The sequence below is a fragment of the Neobacillus sp. YIM B06451 genome (assembly GCF_032667185.1).
Taxonomy (GTDB): Bacteria; Bacillota; Bacilli; order Bacillales; family Cytobacillaceae; genus Bacillus_D.
Map to the genome: position 1 here is coordinate 536282 of NZ_JAVFKJ010000002.1, position 21867 is coordinate 558148.

The 21867-nt window shown below is 48.1% G+C and carries 21 protein-coding genes; 4 read left to right on the forward strand and 17 right to left on the reverse strand.

What is annotated here, in order from left to right; all coding sequences use genetic code 11:
• Positions 1 to 79 precede the first annotated feature (79 nt).
• Positions 80 to 1417, forward strand: coding sequence for an amidohydrolase family protein (locus RB160_RS07285; RefSeq protein ID WP_316569564.1), 1338 nt, complete (start codon positions 80 to 82; stop codon positions 1415 to 1417).
• On the forward strand, positions 1414 to 2043 hold the full coding sequence (locus tag RB160_RS07290) for a class I SAM-dependent methyltransferase (RefSeq protein WP_316569565.1): 630 nt from the start codon (positions 1414 to 1416) through the stop codon (positions 2041 to 2043). Before RB160_RS07285 ends, RB160_RS07290 begins: the two co-directional genes overlap by 4 nt.
• 670 nt (positions 2044 to 2713) lie before the next feature.
• Here RB160_RS07290 and RB160_RS07295 read toward each other — a convergent pair.
• The 5 genes from RB160_RS07295 to RB160_RS07315 form a co-directional block, all read right to left on the reverse strand.
• Positions 2714 to 3604 (reverse strand): DMT family transporter, encoded by an 891-nt coding sequence (locus RB160_RS07295; RefSeq protein WP_316569566.1) that lies wholly within the window; start codon positions 3602 to 3604, stop codon positions 2714 to 2716.
• 145 nt (positions 3605 to 3749) lie between these two features.
• Positions 3750 to 4682 (reverse strand): nucleoside hydrolase, encoded by a 933-nt coding sequence (locus RB160_RS07300; RefSeq protein ID WP_316569567.1) that lies wholly within the window; start codon positions 4680 to 4682, stop codon positions 3750 to 3752.
• Positions 4679 to 5641, reverse strand: a complete 963-nt coding sequence (locus RB160_RS07305; RefSeq protein ID WP_316569568.1) for a nucleoside hydrolase — start codon at positions 5639 to 5641, stop codon at positions 4679 to 4681. The genes RB160_RS07300 and RB160_RS07305 overlap by 4 nt, the downstream gene beginning before the upstream one ends.
• Before the next feature lie 421 nt (positions 5642 to 6062).
• Positions 6063 to 6338: a MoaD-like domain-containing protein gene (locus tag RB160_RS07310; RefSeq protein ID WP_316569569.1), complete on the reverse strand. Its 276-nt coding sequence runs from the start codon at positions 6336 to 6338 to the stop codon at positions 6063 to 6065.
• 1 nt (position 6339) lies between these two features.
• Entirely contained in the window at positions 6340 to 6612 is a 273-nt protein-coding gene (locus RB160_RS07315; protein WP_316569570.1) for a ubiquitin-like small modifier protein 1, read from the reverse strand.
• 134 nt (positions 6613 to 6746) lie between these two features.
• On the opposite strand from RB160_RS07315, the gene RB160_RS07320 reads away from it, so the two are divergent.
• Positions 6747 to 7226, forward strand: coding sequence for a GNAT family N-acetyltransferase (locus tag RB160_RS07320; RefSeq protein WP_316569571.1), 480 nt, complete (start codon positions 6747 to 6749; stop codon positions 7224 to 7226).
• A gap of 193 nt (positions 7227 to 7419) precedes the next feature.
• Here the strand turns inward: RB160_RS07320 and RB160_RS07325 are convergent, their stop codons facing one another.
• The 6 genes from RB160_RS07325 to RB160_RS07350 form a co-directional block, all read right to left on the reverse strand.
• The gene (locus RB160_RS07325; protein WP_316569572.1) at positions 7420 to 8163 is read right to left on the reverse strand and encodes a glycerophosphodiester phosphodiesterase; all 744 of its coding nucleotides are present in this window, start codon (positions 8161 to 8163) and stop codon (positions 7420 to 7422) included.
• Between the two features lie 91 nt (positions 8164 to 8254).
• Positions 8255 to 9562: an ABC transporter substrate-binding protein gene (locus RB160_RS07330; RefSeq protein WP_316569609.1), complete on the reverse strand. Its 1308-nt coding sequence runs from the start codon at positions 9560 to 9562 to the stop codon at positions 8255 to 8257.
• 145 nt (positions 9563 to 9707) lie between these two features.
• A complete protein-coding gene (locus RB160_RS07335; RefSeq protein WP_316569610.1) occupies positions 9708 to 10520 on the reverse strand; it encodes a carbohydrate ABC transporter permease in 813 nt (270 codons plus the stop codon).
• Between the two features lie 2 nt (positions 10521 to 10522).
• Positions 10523 to 11452: a carbohydrate ABC transporter permease gene (locus RB160_RS07340; RefSeq protein ID WP_316569573.1), complete on the reverse strand. Its 930-nt coding sequence runs from the start codon at positions 11450 to 11452 to the stop codon at positions 10523 to 10525.
• Entirely contained in the window at positions 11449 to 12582 is a 1134-nt protein-coding gene (locus RB160_RS07345) for an ABC transporter ATP-binding protein (protein WP_316569574.1), read from the reverse strand. The genes RB160_RS07340 and RB160_RS07345 overlap by 4 nt, the downstream gene beginning before the upstream one ends.
• Positions 12583 to 12641: 59 nt before the next feature.
• The gene (locus RB160_RS07350) at positions 12642 to 13367 is read right to left on the reverse strand and encodes an MgtC/SapB family protein (protein WP_316569575.1); all 726 of its coding nucleotides are present in this window, start codon (positions 13365 to 13367) and stop codon (positions 12642 to 12644) included.
• Positions 13368 to 13567: 200 nt separating this feature from the next.
• On the opposite strand from RB160_RS07350, the gene RB160_RS07355 reads away from it, so the two are divergent.
• Entirely contained in the window at positions 13568 to 14446 is an 879-nt protein-coding gene (locus RB160_RS07355; protein ID WP_316569576.1) for a glycerophosphodiester phosphodiesterase, read from the forward strand.
• Positions 14447 to 14677: 231 nt separating this feature from the next.
• Here RB160_RS07355 and RB160_RS07360 read toward each other — a convergent pair whose 3' ends face one another.
• From RB160_RS07360 to RB160_RS07385, 6 genes are all read right to left on the reverse strand, one after another.
• On the reverse strand, positions 14678 to 16336 hold the full coding sequence (locus RB160_RS07360; RefSeq protein ID WP_316569577.1) for a glycerol-3-phosphate dehydrogenase/oxidase: 1659 nt from the start codon (positions 16334 to 16336) through the stop codon (positions 14678 to 14680).
• 163 nt (positions 16337 to 16499) lie between these two features.
• Positions 16500 to 17990, reverse strand: a complete 1491-nt coding sequence (gene glpK / locus RB160_RS07365; RefSeq protein ID WP_316569578.1) for a glycerol kinase GlpK — start codon at positions 17988 to 17990, stop codon at positions 16500 to 16502.
• Between the two features lie 144 nt (positions 17991 to 18134).
• Entirely contained in the window at positions 18135 to 18707 is a 573-nt protein-coding gene (locus RB160_RS07370; RefSeq protein ID WP_316569579.1) for a glycerol-3-phosphate responsive antiterminator, read from the reverse strand.
• A 122-nt stretch (positions 18708 to 18829) separates the two neighbouring features.
• The gene (gene msrB / locus RB160_RS07375) at positions 18830 to 19786 is read right to left on the reverse strand and encodes a peptide-methionine (R)-S-oxide reductase MsrB (protein WP_316569580.1); all 957 of its coding nucleotides are present in this window, start codon (positions 19784 to 19786) and stop codon (positions 18830 to 18832) included.
• Positions 19787 to 19811: 25 nt separating this feature from the next.
• On the reverse strand, positions 19812 to 20378 hold the full coding sequence (locus tag RB160_RS07380; RefSeq protein WP_316569581.1) for a TVP38/TMEM64 family protein: 567 nt from the start codon (positions 20376 to 20378) through the stop codon (positions 19812 to 19814).
• 439 nt (positions 20379 to 20817) lie between these two features.
• Entirely contained in the window at positions 20818 to 21438 is a 621-nt protein-coding gene (locus RB160_RS07385; protein ID WP_316569582.1) for a nuclease-related domain-containing protein, read from the reverse strand.
• Between the last annotated feature and the right edge of the window lie 429 nt (positions 21439 to 21867).

Here is a 21867-nt window from a genome sequence, read left to right on the forward strand (position 1 = left end):
AAACAAAGGCTTCTGCGCGTCTGTGCAGAAGCCTTTTCATTCGCCAATATACATAAAATGACTGGAGTGATTTCTCGGAATGCCTAAGTTATTAATAAAAAACGGCAATATAATCGATGTAGTTTCCGGTACTGTTTATCAAGCTTCTATTTTAATTGAGGGTGAAAAGATTGCCCGAATATACACATCCACCGACCAGGTGCCCTTAAATGAAAATGAAATCCCGACTATCAATGCCGCTGGCAAGTGGATCATTCCTGGGCTGATCGATATGCACGTACACATAAAAGAAGGCTACGCGCCCCTCTTCGTTGCCGCAGGGGTGACTGCCGTCCGGAATACCGGCGGAAATGTCCTGGAATTAAAGAATCTTATCGACGCTCCGGGAAACGCCCCCACCCCAAGGGTATATTCCGCGGATAGGATTATCGATGGCCCACCTGGACTTTGGGGAGAAACAAGCCCGTGGAATATTAATATAGACCAGCCATCCACCGCACGCGAGGAAGTCAACCGCCAGATTGAGGCCGGGGCCGATTTTATAAAAGTGTATGGCTGGCTGCCAAGAGACGTTATGGAGGCCGTTGTCGATGAAGCGCAAAAACATCGTAAAGAAGTCAGCTGCGATCTTATCCATTCGAAGAAAGTGAATGCGATTGGTGCAGCCCGGATTGGCGTCAAGTGGAATGAACATGCCTCCGGAATCATCCAGGCTATGTACCCGGAATGGAATATGGCGTCAGACCAGGATGTTTGGGAAACAATCAACTGGCTGGAGCCTGACAGGGAGAAAATAACTGAGATTTGTTCCCAGCTTGCCAAGCTTGACGTGGTTCTGTGCCCGACGATGGTGCTGTATGACCAAATGGATCACCTGCAAAATCATTGGGAGCCTGAAAACAAATCTTTTTCAAACAACTCCCTGCTTGCTCAATGGAAAAATATATCCCAGTATGAGGACTCACTTAAGCGGACCGGAATCCAAAGCACCCTGAATAAGGCGATTGCCAAAATCTATTTCAGCCTCGGAGGAACGGTCGTTGCGGGTACGGATACACCGGCAGGCGTATGGACTTACCCTGGAATGGCTTTGCACCGGGAGCTTGAGTTATTTGTAGAGGCTGGTTTTTCGGAAATTGAGGCTTTAAAGGCCGCCACTTTGTATGCCGCAAAGGCCATGGGCAAACCCCAACTTGGGGTCATTCAAGAACAGGCAATGGCCGACCTCGTCCTGCTGAACAGCAACCCACTAGATGCAATCCGGAATACCCAAGACATTGATTTGGTCATTAAGGGAGGGAGAACGTTTTCACAACAAGTGCTTTTTGACTTTGTTCCAACGGAAGACGAGGCCAGGGCGGCTTATGAAAAATTTCTGAAAACCTTTCAGGACGGCATTTATGGAGGTGACACATGAGGGAAAAAGTAAAAGACGTTTTCAATGAGCTTTCTGGCGCTTATGAAAAATCGGTCGACACAACCGGTTTGTACAATAGCGAATACGAACGGCCTTCCATGCTCGCGGTTTTGCCGGAGGATTTAACAGGGAAAGTAATTCTCGATGCGGGCTGCGCAGCAGGGTGGTATACGTTTCAGCTAGCCAATCGAGGCGCGAAGGTCGTGGGTATTGATTTAAGCCCCGAGATGGTCGATGCCGCCAAACGGCGCGTTGGCGACAAAGCCGAAATCCTGTGCCATGACCTGGCGGAACCGCTCCCGTTCCCTAGCCAGTCATTCGATTACGTGGTCAGTTCGCTCACTCTCCACTATTTACAAGACTGGCACCTTACCTTTAGTGAATTCAACTACTTTTCAACCGAGCTGATTATCGACCAGTGGAAAAAGGATGGGAAAGTGTTCAATGTGCCATTCTACAGAAGGCCGCTGCACAAGATTTTGAACGACACCCTAGTCTTTTTTTCCATTAAGGAAATCATCGAGCCCATCCCAACGGAAACATTCAAAACCCAGAAGCCCGATGCCTATGAAAAGCTCCTCCAAATGCCGCAGTTCCTAATTATCCGGGCAAAAGCGGCAAACTGAATGGAAACAACGGGTTCCTCCAGAAAATGAAGATAGTTTCAAGCAGACTTACAAGTTATAACTGCATCCATCTAAGTTATGAAGACACGTTCGGAGCGGCTTCCCCGTTGAAACTGTCTTCATCGAAGATATGAAGACACATTTGAAGCGGTTTCCCTGTTGAAACTGTCTTCATCGAAGGTATGAAGACACATTTGAAGCGGTTTCCCTGTTGAAACGGTCTTCATCAAGTATATGAAGACACTTTCAAGTAAACTTGCAGGTTAAAAGTGTCTTCACCAAGAGAAAAAGAGGTTACAACATGAAGGACGCCGGGTCATCAAGACGGTTTTGAGAGGCTTTCAAAGTGAAACGGTCCTGACAGGCGATATTAAGACCGTTTTGGGGAGCTTATTCAACTGAAACGGTCCTGACAGGCAGTACCAAGACCGTTTTGAAAGGCTTTCACCACTGAAATGGTCTTGACAGGCTGTATCAAGACCGTTTCGAGGAGCTTCCACAAGTGAAACGGTCTTAACAGGCGGTATCAAGACCGTTTTGAGAGGCTTTCACAAATGAAACGGTCCTGACAGGCGGTATCAAGACCGTTTCGAATGACTTTTACACGCGAAACGGTCTTGACGCATGTTCCTTCCAGTACCGAATCGCATTGGAGGCCTAAACCCCTGCCCTACGCCTTTCCTGTCTCGCCATGCCGTACCTGCGACACGACAATTCCGGTGAGGATGAGCAGCATCCCGATCCACTGTACGAGGACGACCTGTTCGCCCAATATCAGATTTGAGGCAATGATGCCGACCGGCAGTTCGACTGAACTCAAAATGGACGTGAGCGTTCCGCCGATTTTTGGCGCGCCGTAAGTGAACAGGACCGGCGGCAGAAGCTGGGCAAGTATCCCTAGCAACAGCCCCCATTTCAGAACCGCGCCGAACGGGTTGATTTCCGCTAGCGGCGTGGTCACCGCGAAACCAATAAACAGCAATACAAGCGTGCCAGACACCATCAGGCCGTTTTTATAAAACTGTGGAATCGATTCCGGCAGTACCGATGCACCGATTAGGAAAATGGAATAGCACATCGCCGCGATAAATCCGAAAATCAATCCTGGCGCGTTAACCGCACCTGAATCAATCCCAGTTATCCGCAGTACAAGCAGAGTCCCGGTAAGGACAATCGCCACCGCAAGCCACTCGTTCCGGTGAATCTTTCTTTTAAAAACAAGCATTTCAATCAGAAGCCCGATCCAAGTAAATTGGAACAGCATCACCAGTGAAACGGACGTCGGCACATAGGCAAGGCTTTTATAAAGTGCGAGGCTCGTTCCGCCCAGGCCGATTCCCCCGACAGCAAGCAGCTTCAAGTAGTCCCGTACACTTACTCTTCCAAAAGAGCGCGTCACCAAAATCAAAATAATAAGTCCGATTGTTCCATAGACATATTGGCTGATCGTCAGCTCCGGGAACTCAAAGCCATCCGCATAGGCGAGCTTTACAATCGTATTCACAAATCCATATATTGAGGAAGCCATTAATACTGATAATATACCAAGCGTTCTGTTCAACTTATCACCCCTTCCGACGTACTGCCCTTCACATACTCCAAGGCAATTTCCAAAGAAAAAGCCGCCCCAGTGGAAAACGGAAAACGGCTTCCGCTGAATTCCAAGGGAACAGCTTCCCCGAAATTTTAAAATTCAAACTGCCCGCTTAAACAACTACACTTAGAAAATGCTTCAGGAATCCATCGGCGTCGACCTCGAGAGCGACATCAACATTCGGCGGGTTTGCGGGGATGCTCCGCAAATCAGCGATTGTCCTGCCGACAGAGTGGATGCCTTCGCAATCGACCTGGATATGCATCGGCTTTGTTTTAATAAAATCAGGGTTGATGACAGCCCCAATCGCGAGCGGATCATGAAGCGCACAGCCTTTTATGTTCGGATACATGTTCCGGTACGCATTTATGTAAAACTCCACAATATGTGCCATGAAATCGCCAAGCGGCGTTTGCTTTTGCCTCCATACCTCAAGCTGTTCCCACGGAAGGAGCGTCTGCATTGTCACATCAAGGCCGACCATTGTGACCGGCAGCCCCGAACGGAAAACATACTCGGCTGCTTCCGGATCCGCGTAGATATTGGCCTCAGCCGCCGGTGTCGCATTCCCCGGAACGGTCGCAGCGCCGCCCATGATGACAACACGTTCGACCTTTTCGACAATCGACGGGTCCTTCATAACAGCAAGCGCAAGGTTTGCCAGGCTCGCAACAAAGACAAGGGTAATTTCATTTGGATGCTTATGAATCATCTCAATGATAAACTCGACCGAGTGCTTTTCGGACGGTTTAGCTTTTGGCAATGGCAGCGAATGGTTCCCCATCCCATCGTCGCCATGAATGAACGCAGCTTTCTCCTTCAACGGCGGCCGGAACAACGGCTTTTCCACACCCGGACAAACCGGAATATCCTCGCGGCCTAGCAATTCAAGCAGTTGCAGTGTATTGCGGGTCGCTTCATCCACCGATGTATTCCCGAAGCTAGTCGTAATCCCGACGAGGTCAATGTCCTCAGAATTCACAGCATAAGCAATCGCCAGTGCGTCATCGATACCTGTATCAACATCAAGGATAACTTTCTTCATGACAATACCTCCCTTTGCTTCCCGGAAACGACTTCCACGAATTCCTTGATGAAGCGCTCAGCGTCGACTTCAAGGCAGACGTCCACATTGTAGTATGGCTTTTCCGAGCCGCGGAGGTCGGCGATGGTCGCTCCCGAGGAAAGCTGGCCCTTCGTTTCAATCGCGACGAGCATTGGTGTTGTTTTTACAAGGTCAGGATGAAGGGTTACGGCAACCGCCAACGGATCATGGAGCGGACTTCCGTCGATGCCGTCCTGCTTCTTGTACGCAGCGAGCCTGAACCGGACCATCTCATCGAGCGCCTCAATGAGTTCCGCATTCGTTTCGTCCTTCTGGCTGACCATCCACGCCATGTCCTCTGCCGTGATTTGCGTTTGCATCGTCACATCCAGGCCAACCATTGTCAGCGGGAAGCCAGCCTCGAATACCATATTCGCGGCTTCCGGGTCGCCGGCGATGTTCGCTTCGGATACTGGCGTCACATTCCCCGGTACCGTTACAGCGCCGCCCATGATGACGACTTCTTTTACCTTTTTTGGAAGAGAAGGGTCCTTTGCAAGTGCCTCGGCAAGATTTGTCAGGCGGCCGACAGTAATGATCGAAATCTCGCCCAGCTCCTCATTCACCGCCCGGACGATGAAATCGGAAGCCCTCTCCTCTTGGGCTTTAGCTTTCGGCTCGGGCAGCGAAACATTCCCGATCCCGTTTTCGCCGTGGACATGCACGACAGGCCCATTCCACGTCCTAAGCAACGACTTTGAAGCACCGAAAAAAACCGGAACATCCGGCCTCCCCGCAAGCTCCGCGATTTGAAGAGTATTCTTCGTCGCCTGTTCCACACTAACATTCCCAAAGCCCGTCGTCAGGCCCTTCACCTCAACACCCGGATGCTTTAGCAAATATACGATAGCAAGAGCATCATCTATGCCCGTATCAATATCCAGAATTACTTTCTTCACCACTACTCACCTGCTTTTCACTTGTTGTTTCGCGTAAACACTTTTCTAACATAACTCAGAATATCACTTTACCAGCCGTTTCGGCTACATCCAAGATCAACCCCACTTTTTGTAAAAAAATCCTTTGGGCCCATGCACCTGGCGGAAACGGTACACCCCCAGTTCGGTGTCTTGAACTGACGAGAAACACTGTTAAAGTGGCGGACATTAAAAAATTCAAACTCTATTCTTTATTGGAAGTGAAAAAACCAACAATGCAGTTTACGAAGGTGGCTCATCGGCCTATTGATTAGCATGCTTTTGAAAAATAAAAAAACACCCAAAAACCGGGTGCAACGCAATTTCTATTTAGGTACCTTGTGGCCCGCCTGATACTGAGGTAATCTGTTTACCAATCCCGCAATTTCCTGAAACTGTATGCCTATCCGCCGACCCTTGTGGTTTTGTAGCGATAGCTTTTGATAAGCGCGGCAAGCTCTTCCTCTGTATCAGCACAGAATCGGACCAGGACAGAGTTGACTTTGAAGGTGGAAGTGAAGGCAATTTCTTTTTCCGAAAGGATTTCCCCGCTCCAACTTCCTCCGCTGTATTGCCCTGGAAGCCCGGTATCGTTCGTACGCATGCCGCCAAGCTCCTCGAAGTACATTTCGAGATGGCTGCGATTGATGCCGCGGAATTCAAGAATGGTTTCCGCCATCTCAGCCGCCCGCAACCGGCGGGAACAGCGCGAACTGGTCCGTCTCGCTGACCGTTGTTTCTAGTCCGGAGAGATGGACGATATTTTTCCCGTTTATGTACACATGGACAAAATCCCTAAGCGTCCGTTCCGGCGTGAAAATTTCCTCTTCGATATCCGGGAACATCTCAACCATTTTCTCCAACACATCTATGACACGGTCCCCGTCAGGCTTTACTTCAACAGTCACGCCCCCGCAGATCACGCGGAGATTGGCAAACACCTTGACCTGCATGCAAACTCCCCCTTTTAACTACCATCTTAAGGGAAACACAGGTGAATGTCACCCAGAAAGCGGACAATATGATTCCCTTTTTACGGTCGGCTGGATTACACTTATTTTAAACAAAAAGCACTGGGGGGAACGGCATGGCAGTAACATTCAATTTGGCTAATCGTAAAAAATGCAGTGATATCATTGCGCTTTATAATGAAGTCACTTTGCAGCTTCACAGGAAAGGAATCCACCAATGGGACTATCCATGGCGGGCGGATATCGTAAAAGACGCCATTGATAGGTGTGAAGTCTATACAGTGGAAATGGGCGGAAATATCATTGGGGCATTTTGCATTGGCAGGGCAGATAATTTCCTAGGTTTGCAGGTGGATGAAGGCGCCCTTTACCTTTCAAAGATTGCCATTCTCCCAAACTATCAGGGGCTTGGTTTTGGAAGAAAAATCGTGTCTTTCACATGTATTTTAGCCAAAACCGCCGGCAAAGACATGTACCTTGACTGCTGGGCCGGCAACCATAAGCTCAGGGAGTTTTATACGGGGTGCGGCCTCGAATATTTGGGAGACTTTCCGGAAGATGATTATTTCATCAGTGTTTTTAAAAGCAGGCAGTGAGGTTATTGGGCTTAGTGTTCTTTGGCCTATTCTGACACCAAACCCAGAAAACTCTTATTCCTTGTCAGAATTCGATAATTAATACACCTTCAAAAAATGAAACCCAGACCCGATTCCTACCCACAACCGGCTGTTATTTCCCCAAAACAGCAAAAAGGAAGGACCTGCCGCTCACAGATCCCTCCTAAAAACCCTATTCCACTACGCCTCGCTCGCCTCTGATTTCAAGCGCGCGTTCGGGGTAGTCGGTCATGATTGTATCGATGCCAAGATCAATAAGTTCTCTCATATTTTTTTCCTTGTTTACGGTGAAAACACGGACCGGGACTCCAAGTTTGGTGGCTGTCCTGGCCATTTCGGTATAGGCAATGGGAAGGTATACATGAAGCCCGAAAGCGCCAATGGTCTTTGCATACACCCATGGTTCATGGAGAACTTCCATGAAGAGGATTGCGGTTTCGATTTCCAGATCAAGCTCCCGAACCTTTTTCAGGCTGTAATGGTTAAAGGATGAAATGATCGCCTGCTCCTTATAGGAATGCCGCTCGAGTGCTTCAAGCACCTTTTTCTCGATTCCCTCATACGGGATGATGTCGCTTTTGATTTCGACATTCAGCATGATTCCGGTGCCAGCCAGCAGCTCGAGCACCTCATCGAGCGTGGGAATCGCCGCGTCTTGGAATTCCCCGCCATACCAGGATCCCGCATCAAGGCTTTTCAGCTCTTCAAGCGTCATATCGCGCACATTTCCCGACCCGTTCGTCGTCCGGTCAACAGTTTCATCATGGATGATAACCAGCTCGCCATCCTTCGAGAGGTGGACATCAAGCTCGATGCCGTCTACTCCAAGCCTAACCGCTTCCCTGAAAGCTTCCAGCGTATTTTCGGGATGCGTTCCCTTGCTTCCCCTGTGTGCATAAATTTTTGTCCTTCCCATATGCCGCACCTCTTTTTAAAAAAATCCCAACAAGGCGGGCGCCACTTCCCCGCTTTTCGCTGAGATAAATGGCTGCTCCACCCTTCTTTGATTATTTCTTCTTAGTTTTATTGGCGATTTCAATTGCCCTGTTTGTACCATCAGCGGCCTGGTCGAGTGCCTTTTTCGGATCCATGCCCTGATACATGTTTTCCAGTGCTGTTACTACCTGCTGACGGGATTCAGGGAACACAGAAATCAGTGCGCCCTGGGTCGCATACGATGCTTTTGTTGACTGAAGCTGGTCAACCGTTACTTTAAACTGAGGGTATTTTTCCCACTCAGTCTTCACGATATCCTGGTCATAAGCGGCCGGGTTGATGGCAAAATAGCCTGTTCCAACATGCCACTTCGCCTGGCTTTCAGGAGTCGCGAGGTATTTCATGAACTCCCATGCTGCTTCCTGCTCTTCCTCGGCAATTCCTTTTGACATCCAGAGGGAAGCGCCGCCGATGGCAACCCCTTGCCTTTCGACTTCATCCGGATATGGAATGTAGGCGACTCCCACTTCAAACGGGGAGTTGTTGATCGCTCCGGCTACACCCGCGGATGAATCCATATACATTGCCACTTTGCCTGTCTGGAACGCGGCCCGGATATCATCCCAGTTCGTTCCGTAGTTCCCGAACGTTCCCGCTTTGTTCATTTCATTTAGCCAGTTGAAGACGCGAAGGCCTTCCTCTCCATTAAAGACAGCCTTTGTGGCATCATCGGAACGGCCGTTGTCATTGTCGACATAATGCCCTCCTTGTGTTGCGACAAGCTGCTCAAAGAACCAGCCATACGTCAGCATGGAGAAACCGAAACGTTCGTTTTTCTTGGTCAGTTTCTTTGCCGCTTCTTTTACTTCGTTGAAGGTTTGCGGCGGGCTTTCCGGATCAAGTCCGGCCTCCTTGAACGCATCCTTGTTGTAGATCATAACAGGCGTCGAGGAATTGAATGGCATGGAATACAGCTTTCCGTCAACACGGTAGTAATTCAGGATGTTATCCTCCAGCTGGGAAAGGTCATAGTTATCCTTGTCGATGAATGTTTGCATCGGCTCGATATAGCCGCTTTCAATCATGTATTTCGTACCAACTTCAAACACCTGGGTAATGGCCGGCGCATCCTTTGTTCCGCCGACACTGCGAAGCTTTGTGAGAGACTCTTCATATGTACCCTGGAATTCTGCTTTTACAACATATTTATCCTGCGAATTGTTAAAATCCGCGACAATGCTGTCAAGCGCAACCTGACCTGGCCCAGACATGGCATGCCAGAACGAAATTTCAGTTTTTTCCTGCTTTTCAACTGGATCCTTGCTTTTATTGTCCTTCTCGTTCGTTCCTTTGCTTGCATCGTTTGAACAGGCCGACATGATCAGAATGCTGATAATCGTGCTGAGAATAAATAACCATTTAAATTTCTTTTTCAACTTTTCCTACACCCCTTTTTTCATTTTTATAAAAACTTCCGGCATTTCCTAATGGAGCGAAACGGCAGAAGGTAAAACCCCGCTAGCTTTATTTAATTGCTCCTTGTGTAAGGCCTTTTTGGAGCTGTTTTTGCCCGGCGAACAAGAGGATCAGCGTCGGGATAATGACTACGATTACCCCGGACATAACGACTCCCCACTCCGTTGCCACTTCCTGCGATTGAAGCTGCTTCAAGCCAATTTGCACGGTCCGGACTTGGTTTGTGCTTGTGACAAGCAATGGCCATAAATACATATTCCATGTTGTCAAAAATCCATACGCGCCCAGGGTTACAAGGCTTGTTTTTGAAATTGGCAGGATGACCCTCCAAAAAAAGGCGAATTTGCTCAATCCCGCAACCTCGGACGCTTCATGCAGCTCTTTCGGAATCGTCTTGAAATGTTGGCGGAGCAGGAATGTCCCGAATGCGAGCGCGAAGAACGGGACCGTTAGGCCCTGGTATGTATTCATCCAATCAAGCTTCTGGATGGTAAAAAAGTTTGGAATCATCGTCGCTTCCCACGGAATCATCATTGTGGAAATGAAAAGGAAGAAGATGAAATCCCGCCCTTTAAAGGGGATGAAGACGAACGCGTATGCCGCCATGCTGCAGACGACAAGCTGGCCAAGCATGACCCCGAATGAAACGACAAAACTATTAATCAAGTACTTCATTAACGGAAGCCTGTCGAATACTTTTGTATAGTTTTCAAAACTGAAGGAACTCGGAAAGAACTTCCCCTGAAGGATTTCCCCTCCGGTCATGAAGCTGATCATGAATGCATAGAGGACCGGAAAGAACACAAGGAAGGCGGACAGTACCAGCAAAACATAGAACAGTAATTTTTTAGGCAAGGACATGCTCATTGGTAATGTACCTTCCTTTCTCCGAGCTTAAATTGTAATATGGTGACAACGAGTATGCAGATGAACAGGAATACCGCCTGCGCGCTCGCCGTGCCGAATTGGTAGTTGACGAATGCTTCCCGGTAAATCGAATAGACTATCAGATTGGTCGCCTGGGAAGGGCCTCCTTTTGTTAAAATATCAACCTGGCCAAACGTCTGGAACGCGTTGATTAGGGAAATCGTAATGATGAAGAACAGCGTCGGCGAAAGCATCGGGATTGTAATCCTTCTTAGTTGGTACCAATAGCCCGCACCATCGATTTTCGCGCTTTCGTACAAGTATTCATCAATATTCTGAAGGCCTCCCAAAAGAATCAGAAAAGAGAAGCCGATATTCATCCAAATCGTCGAGATAGATATGGAAACAAGTGCCCAATCCGGATCGAGAAGCCACTGGACGCCCGGCATGCCTAAAACATGGAGCAGCCGGTTGAACATCCCGATGCTCGGGTGGAACAAAAACAGCCAAACGACGGATGAAGCCGCTACCGATATCCCCATTGTTGAGGAGTAAATTGTCCGGAAAAAACCGATTCCTTTCAGCTTTTCATTCGCTATAAGTGCAAGAAAAAGGGAAATGATAACGCCTGTCGGAACCGTATACAGGACAAACAGGACGGTTGCCTTCACACTATTCCTGAAGGCTGGCGACTCAAGGAGATATTGGTAATTTTCCATGCCAACAAAAACGGCCGCGGTCCCCTGCTGGTTGGTCAGGAAAAAGCTTAAATAAATCGTCCTGAACATTGGATAAAAAACGAAAACCGAAAACAGCAGAATTGAAGGGAACAAATACAAGAGTGCTGTCCGTGCATTCAGCGACCTTCTCCACAGAGACAGTTTCGGAGGAGTATATGCCACGCGGCCGGTTACTTCCGCTTTCATATGAGCACCTCTTTGCCAAACACATAGTTTTCAATATCCGTTGGCGTCTTAATGATTTTTTCTGTTTCGGCATCAAAAAAGCATGTCGATTCATAATTGATGACAATTGGGATGGTGTCGCCAACATCGATGCGCCATTGGCCAGTCCATTTTGCGAGCCATTCCCGTCCGCCCATTTCGAAAGAAAAAATCGTTTCGTTTCCAAGAACCTCGACGTTGACTACCTTTACATCGATCCGGTTTTCCGCACCCGAATCTTTCGTGGCGGGCTTTAAATGCTCCGGACGGATACCGACAATGATCCGCTCTGATTTCAGCAGTCCCTGATCCTTTGCTGGAACAACTATTTTCGCACCATCGCCAACCGTTACGACTGAGTTTTTGCGGTCAACATTGCCATCCCCGATATTCATCGGCGGGGAGCCAATGAATGTTGCTACAAAAGGATTTGCAGGATTATTATAAATATCGATTGGTTTTCCAATCTGCTGGATTTTACCGTCATGGAGGATCATGATCCGATCACCCATCGTCATCGCCTCGACCTGGTCATGGGTAACATAGATCATCGTAATGCCAAGCCTTCTCTGGATTTGCCTGATTTCGGACCGCATATGCGCGCGCAGCTTCGCATCCAGGTTGGAAAGAGGCTCGTCCATCAGGCAAATCGGTGCCTGGTTGACGATTGCCCTTGCCAACGCGACACGCTGCCTTTGGCCCCCGGAAAGCTCTCGTGGCTTCCTTTTCAAATAAGGCGTTAGGCCAAGCATCATGGCAACATCATCACACCTTTTTTTCCTTTCATGCTTGGAGACTTTTTTTACATGGAGCCCGAATACGATGTTTTCTTCAACGGTCAAATGGGGATACAGAGCATAGTTCTGGAATACCATTGAAATGTCCCGTTTGCTCGGCGGGAGATGGTTTGCCTCCATACCGCCAATTCGAAGGACTCCGCCGGTTATTTCTTCAAGCCCCGCAATCATGCGCAGCATCGTACTTTTCCCGCAGCCGGACGGGCCAACAAGCACGAAAAACTCGCCGGGCTCAATCGTTACATTAATATCGGTGATGACATCGGTCTTTTTGTCATATGATTTGGAGACGTTCACCAACTCGACTTTTTTCAAAATTGCCACCCCTTCTTTATTTAAGCGCTTTCAATTTCGCTTTTAGTTTTCCTGAAAAATTATTCTGCCGCCCGTGAAGGAATGGCTTTATTGTTCAGCTTTACTTGCTTGATGCCATCCAGTTTCCCCAGTTCCCTGGAAAGTTCCAGAATGTTTTTCTTTGAGGAAATTTTCACCCGGATGTCCATCGACAGATACCCTTCCTCTAGAAAGAAGTATTCATCCGACATCGAAATCGCCTCGATGTCCGCATCTTCATTTTTGAAGAGTTTGTTGATTTTGCCCAGAATTTGCGCTTCGTCCTTCATCGTGAGGGTAAAGGTAATAAATTTGTAGGTTGCCAGGAACCTTTCTTCTAATCCCCTGAGGACGAAAACGGTTAACATGACGATTCCCGTTGTGACGAGGGCAGGAAGATAAAAACCGCTTCCGACAGCAAGGCCAATTGCGGAAACAACCCATAAAGTCGCCGCTGTGGTTATACCCGTAACGCTTCTGTTGGAATGTTTCAGGATTGCGCCCGCTCCGAGGAAACCGATCCCGCTAATTACGCCATGTGCCAGCCGCGCCGGATCGAAACGGGCATTCACATGGTTGATTGTCTCATTGAATCCATAGATGGATAAGAGCATGATCGAGGCTGCCCCCACAGAAACGAGCAAATGCGTTTTCACCCCTGCCTGCTTGTTGCGCAAATCGCGCTCCCATCCGATAAGGCCGCCGAGAAAAGCAGCCAAAAGAAGTCGTCCAATAATCGCTGTTGCCGAAATTGTAACTGGTATCACCCCCTGGTTATGCAAAAGGAGGCCACAAATCATGCCTATAAAAAAATAGACAATAAATGTGAGCCTCCTGATCTCCATCACGCTATTAACTTGTTATAATATTACAATAAATCCAAAATTTCGTCAAACATTTTGAATATTTTTCCTATATAAATAGTATTTAACGTATCTAAACAGAAATTCAGATTCGAGGTGCGTGGATGTACAAAAACCTTGTTATCATTCTTTTCATAGTGCTTACCGTTTCAGGCTGTGCATATAAGGAAACGGCTCCTGCCACCTCTTTGCCAGGTGGATTCATGATCATCGGGCATCGTGGCGCATCGGCCTACGCGCCCGAGCATACGATAGCGTCATATGAACTGGCACACCTTCTTGGGGCCGATTATTTGGAAATCGACTTGCAGATGACAAAGGACGGCCATTTAATTGCCATGCATGATAAAACAGTAGACCGGACAACCGATGGAAGCGGCGCCGCAAGTTCTTTTTCCCTAGAGGAAATAAAGCGCCTTGATGCAGGCTCCTGGTTCAATCACCTCCATCCGGCGTACGCTCGCCCTGAGTTTGAAAACCTAAGGGTTCCTACCCTCGAAGAAATTTTCAGCCATTTCGGGACCTCCGTGAATTATTATATTGAAACAAAATCGCCCGATGAATATCCTGGGATGGAGGATAAATTGATTGAGCTAGCCAGGAAATATTCAATCATTCGGACTGGGGAAGGAGAGAACCCCGGCCTTATCCTTCAATCCTTCAGCAGCAAGAGCCTGAAAAAGATTCACGAGTTAGAACCAGCCATCCCGCTCATCCAGCTTAAAAAATACAAAGAACAAGCTTCCCTTACCGGAAAGGAAGCGAGGATGATTGGACAGTATGCGGCTGGAATTGGACCCAACTTTGAAAAAATCGGTCAGGACTATGTTAAGAAGGCCCACGAAGCAGGACTGGCGGTGCATCCCTATACGATTGACTCGGAACAGGAGATGAAAGAGGCCCTGGAGATTGGGGTCGACGGCGCCTTTACAAATTACCCGAACCGCCTTGCTGAACTACTCGGGCGGAAGTCGGCGGAATAACTGTCTCCATCGTGTTATGAAGTCACTTTCAAACGATTTCCAGCCTCGATATTGTCTTCATCAGGTTTATGAAGACACTTTCAAACGGCTTTCGACCTTGAAACTGTCTCAAGAATAAGAAGCGCACTCGTCTCTATTAGCAAAATAGGTAATCAACACCCCTTGCTCTGAAATAAATGAAAAGGGCTGGCCACATAGCGTGCGCCAACCCTTTTCATTTCCTCCTGTTCTTTATTCCGCTGCAACAGGCTCAGAAGCATATTCAAGCTCAGCCTCAAGCTCAGCCCCGTACATGGCTGCCTGCTCCTGGCTCCACTTGAACAAGGTTCCCATATAGGCAAGAACCGGCTCGCGGTACTTTCTTACGGAACCTATATCGAATAGCAGGTCGCCTGTGCGCCTGAAATAAAAGTCAAGCGGAGTGGCGACCATTTCGTACTGGATGCCATAGACCAATTTTGCCATCAGGACCGCTGGCATGCCGAATTTCTCTGCCTCATCCCTGTGGATTTTGGCCAAATCGTAAACGACAGGCGCATTCGATCCATAAAAAGACGCCAGGTGTCGGGCATCCTTATCACTTAGCCCCATGCTCGTTCCCTGCTGAATAGCCGAAGTGATGAAGCTTGCGAAATTCCCGGAACCTCCGAAATCGCCTCCGGATATTTTGATTGACCTGGTTTTACAAGGCCCAGGTTTTTTCTGTCCGACAGATTCCAACTTAACGGCGACAAAGTCGACAATCGTTTCGGCCATTTTGCGGTAACCGGTCAGTTTTCCGCCGGCAATGGTAATCAGGCCGGATTCCGACTCCCAAATTTCGTCCTTGCGGGAGATTTCGGACGGACTCTTCCCTTCTTCATGAATAAGCGGACGTATGCCTGCCCAGCTGGATTCCACATCTTCCGGCTTCGCATTCACCTCAGGGAACATATAGTTGATTGCGGATAGTAGGTAATCGCGGTCCGTGAACGTCATCCTTGGATTCACTTTATCCCCGTTATAAAAGGTATCCGTCGTGCCAACATATGTTTTCCCGCCGCGTGGAATCGCGAAGATCATCCGTTTGTCGGGGGTATCAAAATAAACCGCCTGCTTAAGAGGAAAACGGGATTGGTCGATGACGATATGCACCCCTTTTGATAAAATCAGCATCTTCCCTTTTTTCGAGCGATCTTTTTCACGGATTGTATCGACCCACGGGCCAGTAGCGTTGATGATTTTTTTCGCGAAAACCTGGTATGTCTCACCGGTCAGCTGGTCTTTGACCACAACGCCAACCACTTTGCCGCCTTCCGTAACCAGGTCGTCCGCTTTTGCGTAATTGATTGCCGTCGCGCCTTTTTCGACAGCCGCTTTCATGACCTCAATTGTGAGCCTTGCATCATCGGTCCTGTATTCGACGTAATAGCCGCCGCCCCTTAGGCCCTGCTTTTTGATGAGCGGCTCTTTTTGCAATGTCTCTTCAACGGACAGCATGGAGCGACGTTCTTCCTTTTTTACACCGGCGAGAAAATCGTATACCCTAAGGCCAATCGACGTAGAAAAGCTGCCGAACGTTCCTCCTTGGTGGAACGGAAGGAGCATCCATTCAGGGGTCGTCACATGCGGGCCATTTTCATAAACGATGGCCCTCTCCTTTCCGACTTCGGAGACGACCTTTACATCAAGCTGCTTTAGATAGCGCAATCCGCCATGCACAAGCTTTGTCGACCGGCTTGACGTTCCCGCCGAAAAGTCCTGCATCTCAATCAGGGCCGTTTCAATTCCCCTAGTTGTCGCATCGAGGGCAATCCCGGCTCCTGTTATACCCCCACCTATTACAAGCAAATCAAAGGTTTTCCCTTTTAACTTTTCGATGATTTTCGCGCGGTGCAAATTCGTAAACATTCGTTTTTCCTCCTAAAAACAGGAAAAGAGACCACGAAAAACATTACCACTCCTGGTGATAATGCTTCGCGGTCTCTCCAATTCTCCTGCCGTCATATTAACTTAAAATAATTGTATCAAATTCCAAAACTAATTTCCATTTTAACTATAGAACACTATTTGTCTATTTGAAAGCCATAGCCGCTTTCACTGCCTTTTTCCAGCCGCTATATAACTCTTCCCGCTTGCCAGAATCCATTTCCGGTTCAAACGCCCGGTCAATCGCCCATTTCGCGGCGATCTCTTCCTGGCTGTCCCAGAACCCGACGGCAAGGCCGGCAAGATAGGCCGCGCCAAGAGCAGTCGTCTCATTGATTTGCGGGCGTTCAACCGGCACATCGAGAATATCGCTCTGGAAGTCCATGAGGAAATTGTTTTTTACAGCCCCACCGTCCACTCTTAATGTTTTCAGCATTATGCCTGAATCCATCTCCATAGCGGACAGTACGTCCTTCGTCTGGTAGGCAAGCGATTCAAGCGTGCCCCGGATGAAATGCTCCTTGCTCGTTCCCCTAGTCAGACCAAAAACCGCGCCGCGCACATCACTGTCCCAGTATGGCGTGCCGAGCCCGACAAATGCCGGAACCACATAGACGCCGTCCGTCGATTCAACCTTTATGGCATAGCTTTCGCTGTCCTTGGCGTCTTTCAGCATCCGCAGCCCGTCGCGGAGCCATTGGATGGCCGAGCCCGCCACGAAAATGCTCCCTTCAAGGGCATATTCCACTCTCCCGTTCAAGCCCCAGGCAATCGTCGTCAACAGCCCATGCTCCGACCGGACCGCCTTTTCGCCCGTATTCATCAGCATGAAGCAGCCCGTTCCATAGGTGTTTTTCGCCATGCCCTTTTCAAAGCACGCCTGGCCGAATAATGCCGCCTGCTGGTCCCCTGCCGCTCCGGATATCGGTACTTCTTTTCCGAAAAAATGAAACGGCGCCGTCTTCGTGTACAATTCGGATGAAGGCTTCACCTCAGGAAGCATCGAGGCCGGGACGCCGAGGATTTCGAGCAGCTCTTCATCCCATTTTAATTCATGGATATTGAACATCAGTGTGCGGGACGCATTGCTGTAATCCGTCACATGGGCTTTGCCTCCGGACAGCTTCCAAATCAGCCAAGTATCGATCGTCCCAAACAGCAATTTCCCTTCCTCGGCTTTTTTCCTCGCCCCCTCAACATTGTCGAGGATCCATTTCACCTTCGTCCCTGAAAAATAAGCGTCAATTAAGAGGCCCGTTTTTTCACGAAACACATCGTTGAACCCTTTTGCCTTCAGTTCTTCGCAAATGGCGCTTGTCTGCCTTGATTGCCACACGATTGCATTGTAAACCGGAATCCCTGTTTCTTTATCCCAGACGACTGCGGTTTCACGCTGGTTCGTAATCCCTATTCCGGCAATTTGCTCGGGTTTGATATTCGATTCAGATAGGACACCGGCGATGACTGCAAGGATTGATCCCCAAATTTCATTCGGATTATGCTCCACCCAGCCCGGTTTAGGAAAATGCTGCGTGAATTCCTTTTGGGACGAGTGGACGATTTTCCCGTCCTTGTCAAAAATAATCGCCCTCGAACTGGTTGTTCCCTGATCCAACGCTAAAATGTACGTTTCCATCCCATTTCCCCTCCACTCATTTTGATCGGACAAAAAAGGAGAACCAACAGAAATACCCCTTCCAAAAGGACTTGTCTGTGTGATTCTCCCGAGCTCCATCACTTGTTAACTTTGAATTGAGTATACTCCAGCGCGGTATCGCTTTCAATTTTTTTGTGTAGCTGGTTGTTCTTTTGCAAAATGGTTCCACAATTCCTTCTTGGAGGTAGTCACACCATGCGCGCCCGCCTTGACTGCATTTTCAATGTCGGCAGGAGTCCGGATAAATCCGCCCGCCAGAACCGGGATGTTCACCTTCTGGATTACTTCGGCGATAAGACCAGGCATTGCCCCAGGCAAAACTTCGATATAATCGGGCCGCGTTTTTTCAAGGAGCTGATAGCTTTTTTCAAGAGCATGCGAGTCTATTAAAAAAATCCTTTGAATGGCTAGGACGCCCTTTTGCTTAGCTTTCAGGATGACATTCGCTTTTGTGGAAATCAGCCCGTACGGCTTGTATTCCTGGCAGATGAACTCGGTCGCGGCGTCGTCGCTCTTGATGCCGCGAATCATGTCCACATGATAAAGCATCTTCTTCCCATGCTCTTTTGCCATCGCGCTGACATTTTTCAGCCGGGCGATATGCAGCTCCAAAAACACGCCAATTTCGTATGGGCTTTCCAGAAAAGCCTCGAAATCTTTCATATTTGATGATGCGGGAAGAATAACCTGGTTCATCTATTTCACCCTTAAACTCTTTTTTATCATCATAAACTTTCTTCTTTAAAAAATCACTCTCTGGAACCAAAAAGCCGGCCCGTCTTTCCTCTTAAGGAAAAAACACGCCGGCATTGGCAATGCTACTCAAACAACGATAAGAACTCCCCGTACCCTTCTTCTTCCAGCTTGTCCTTTGGTATAAAGCGGAGGGCGGCCGAGTTGATGCAATAACGCGCCCCGTCAGGTCCGGGACCATCATCAAACACATGCCCGAGATGCGAATCGGCCGTTTTCGAACGGACCTCGATTCTCCTCATTCCGTATGAAGTATCAAGCCTTTCCTCGATTTCGTTTCTGCGGATTGGCCGCGTAAAGCTTGGCCACCCACATCCGGCATCGTATTTATCGGTAGAACTGAACAAGGGTTCACCCGAAACGATATCAACATAAATGCCGTCCTCTTCATGGTTCCAAAATTCGTTCTGGAACGGCGGCTCTGTCCCGCTATTTTGGGTCACCTCATACTGCATCGGCGTCAATTCGCGTCGAAGTTCCTCATCGCTCTTCTTCTTTTTCCAGTTTTCACGGATGAACCTAGCCCTTCCCGATCCTTCCTTGTACATATTGTAGTGAAAAGCGTTCTTTTTGTAATAGTGTTGGTGGCTTTCCTCGGCCCGGTAGAACGGCTTGGCCGGCAGGATGTCCGTTACGATCGGCTTGTTGAAACGGCCGCTCTCTTCCAGCTGCTGTTTCGACTCCTCGGCGAGAATGCGCTGTTCTTCATTATGGTAAAAAATCGCCGTCCGGTATGAGGAGCCGCGGTCACCAAACTGGCCGCCCGGATCGGTTGGGTCGATTTGTTGCCAGAACAATTCGAGCAATTTTTTGTATGGGAAAACAACCGGGTCAAACGTGATTTGGACCGCCTCGTAATGGCCGGTCGTGTCCGAGCAAACCTCCTCATACGTCGGATTCTCGGTATGGCCGCCGGTATACCCAGAAATAACCTCCTTGATGCCCGGCTGTTCATCAAATGGCTGCACCATGCACCAAAAACAGCCGCCCGCAAATGTGGCTAGTTCAAATTTTTCAGCCATGCAAAACCCTCCTTCTTTATAAAAGTTACTTCTTCCTATTTTTCAATCCAAGTAAAATGATTCCCAATGAAAAAACCACCAAAATTATTTTGCCCTGAAATGACCATTCCGTAACCTGATAGACGGAATATGCTTCGATTAGAAGGGCCGGAATTTTACCTATCGTGCTGGCAAGCGTGAATGTTATAGCCCCCACAGAGCCAATCGCCGCCGCGAACGTGACAAACCCTGATGGGACGAATGGGAGAATCCGTAAAGCGAGAATCAGGAAAAAGGCATCCTTACCGCGTGCATTGAGCAGCTTGTTAATCCAGCGTTTATCCGGCAGCTTTTTCCCGGCCCACCGTTTGAAACCTTTTCTATAGAGTAGAAATGATACTACGGCACCGGCCGCCTCGCCGATTAACGAAATCGCCGTCCCGGCAACCGGTCCAAACACAATGATGTTCGCCGCAGTCAAAAACACGCTAGGCACAACGCCAAGAATGCTAATCGCCACATTCAGCAGCACGCTGATCAATACGGCAGCTTCCCGGTAGTTTTCAAAAAGCCCAATCACCCAGTCCTGCATCACTTTACCCCATTCATACATGTAGAACGCATCCGGCAGCCGAATCCATCCCCGTTAATGTAAGTATAGCGAAAAATGGGGGTAGGAAGAAAATAAATGATTTATGGCAGTGGTTCTTCCCAATTAATTGTATAAATACGCTTTTTGTTGACTCCAACCCTTGTCAGAAAAGTAGACTGTAAAAGGTATTTTGCTACGTTTGGGGAACTGATTTGAAGGAAATCCCTTGCCTGGCGGTTTGTAATCGCGGAACTTTTTAAAAGGGGATAATCATGGGAGAGAGTCTTTACATGGGCTATTGAATCATTATTATTGCACCTTGGACAAATCCATGTTTTTGAAGTCCTGAGCATTGGTATATGGCGGCACTTTTGGCATTGGACGCCTTTGTGAATCTCTCCCTCTTGGACCCCGAACAACTCCAAATGTTGGGGAAGTATGGTTCATGCGAAGAAATTAATTAGTTTGATAGGCTTAATAATTGCACATCATCGATAATAGGTTTTGGAAATTGTTTAACAATATGAGGAATTATAAAAGGGAGTTTGGCGCTATGGTGGACCCGCTCTATCACTTCCCGATTCTTCGGGCTCGATCGGACAATTGTATTCGGAAAACTTATTACAACAAGGGGGTATATTGGGATAGCAGGCCAGCCATTGCTTTTTAAAAATTGCTGAAGCTGTTCCCTGTGATACATAGACTGGTAGAGTGGATTTGGATAGCCTTCCTGCTTGCCGCTATCCCCAGTCCGAGTAAATTGCCCATTGTCTTCAAATTCGATTAATCCATAAAAATTCTTGGTTTCAAGGGGGATTAGTAGGTATCTGGAAAGAAGCAAGGTATCGATTTGAAAGTAGTGTGAGGCTCCTTTAATGCGTAGTCCATGCAGAATAATGAAGTCTTGTTGAGGGAGGAAACTTAGGGGGTAATTTACTTCCAATTCACCTTTGAAGCCAGATTTTTCGTTTTTCAAACGCTTTTGAATGTCAGCTTTTTGGGGGAGATGGATCGGCACCCTCTGGTCAAGTTCTTCCAGCTGGCATAGGTATGACGGTTTCGTTCTAGGTTTTTTGATCATTTTATCACTCCGTTTCTTTATAACTATAAGTTTCTAAGTTTAATGGGGGAGCTCCTTCTTTTTGTTAAAAGTGACACAAAGTGTACACTTTTATCGGATCGAGTACAGGGGTTGGTATTTGCAGACGGTTATCAGCGAATAATTAGTATTTATCAGCATATAGAGGGGGTTTATCAGTAAACTAAGGCGGTTTATCAGTAAACGTAACCACTTTATCAGCAAACAAAGGCAGTTTATCAGTTTTACCCCTTCGTCCGGCGGAGCGAGCACCGAATCAGCCGGCTTCCCCTTCGCCCTGGATGGCAGTTTGTTAATAAAAGCCGGGCTGGATTGGAAGCAAAAGCTTCGAAGCTTCGTCTATCGGAATTTGGAATGGTGAATAAGTGGATGGTACACGTTAATTTGTTTTCGAAAAGGTTGTATCAGCAT

Coding starts and splice junctions, on each gene's coding strand:
- RB160_RS07315 (WP_316569570.1), bottom strand. CDS start 6,612: ATGCAGGTCAAGGTGTTTGCCAATCTCCGCGTGATCTGCGGGGGCGTG.
- RB160_RS07325 (WP_316569572.1), bottom strand. CDS start 8,163: ATGGGAAGGACAAAAATTTATGCACACAGGGGAAGCAAGGGAACGCAT.
- RB160_RS07360 (WP_316569577.1), bottom strand. CDS start 16,336: ATGTTTACGAATTTGCACCGCGCGAAAATCATCGAAAAGTTAAAAGGG.
- msrB (WP_316569580.1), bottom strand. CDS start 19,786: ATGGCTGAAAAATTTGAACTAGCCACATTTGCGGGCGGCTGTTTTTGG.
- RB160_RS07355 (WP_316569576.1), top strand. CDS start 13,568: ATGTACAAAAACCTTGTTATCATTCTTTTCATAGTGCTTACCGTTTCA.
- RB160_RS07385 (WP_316569582.1), bottom strand. CDS start 21,438: ATGATCAAAAAACCTAGAACGAAACCGTCATACCTATGCCAGCTGGAA.
- RB160_RS07330 (WP_316569609.1), bottom strand. CDS start 9,562: ATGTCGGCCTGTTCAAACGATGCAAGCAAAGGAACGAACGAGAAGGAC.
- RB160_RS07290 (WP_316569565.1), top strand. CDS start 1,414: ATGAGGGAAAAAGTAAAAGACGTTTTCAATGAGCTTTCTGGCGCTTAT.
- RB160_RS07285 (WP_316569564.1), top strand. CDS start 80: ATGCCTAAGTTATTAATAAAAAACGGCAATATAATCGATGTAGTTTCC.
- RB160_RS07370 (WP_316569579.1), bottom strand. CDS start 18,707: ATGAACCAGGTTATTCTTCCCGCATCATCAAATATGAAAGATTTCGAG.
- RB160_RS07380 (WP_316569581.1), bottom strand. CDS start 20,378: ATGTATGAATGGGGTAAAGTGATGCAGGACTGGGTGATTGGGCTTTTT.
- RB160_RS07320 (WP_316569571.1), top strand. CDS start 6,747: ATGGCAGTAACATTCAATTTGGCTAATCGTAAAAAATGCAGTGATATC.
- glpK (WP_316569578.1), bottom strand. CDS start 17,990: ATGGAAACGTACATTTTAGCGTTGGATCAGGGAACAACCAGTTCGAGG.
- RB160_RS07300 (WP_316569567.1), bottom strand. CDS start 4,682: ATGAAGAAAGTTATCCTTGATGTTGATACAGGTATCGATGACGCACTG.
- RB160_RS07335 (WP_316569610.1), bottom strand. CDS start 10,520: ATGTCCTTGCCTAAAAAATTACTGTTCTATGTTTTGCTGGTACTGTCC.
- RB160_RS07340 (WP_316569573.1), bottom strand. CDS start 11,452: ATGAAAGCGGAAGTAACCGGCCGCGTGGCATATACTCCTCCGAAACTG.
- RB160_RS07310 (WP_316569569.1), bottom strand. CDS start 6,338: ATGGCGGAAACCATTCTTGAATTCCGCGGCATCAATCGCAGCCATCTC.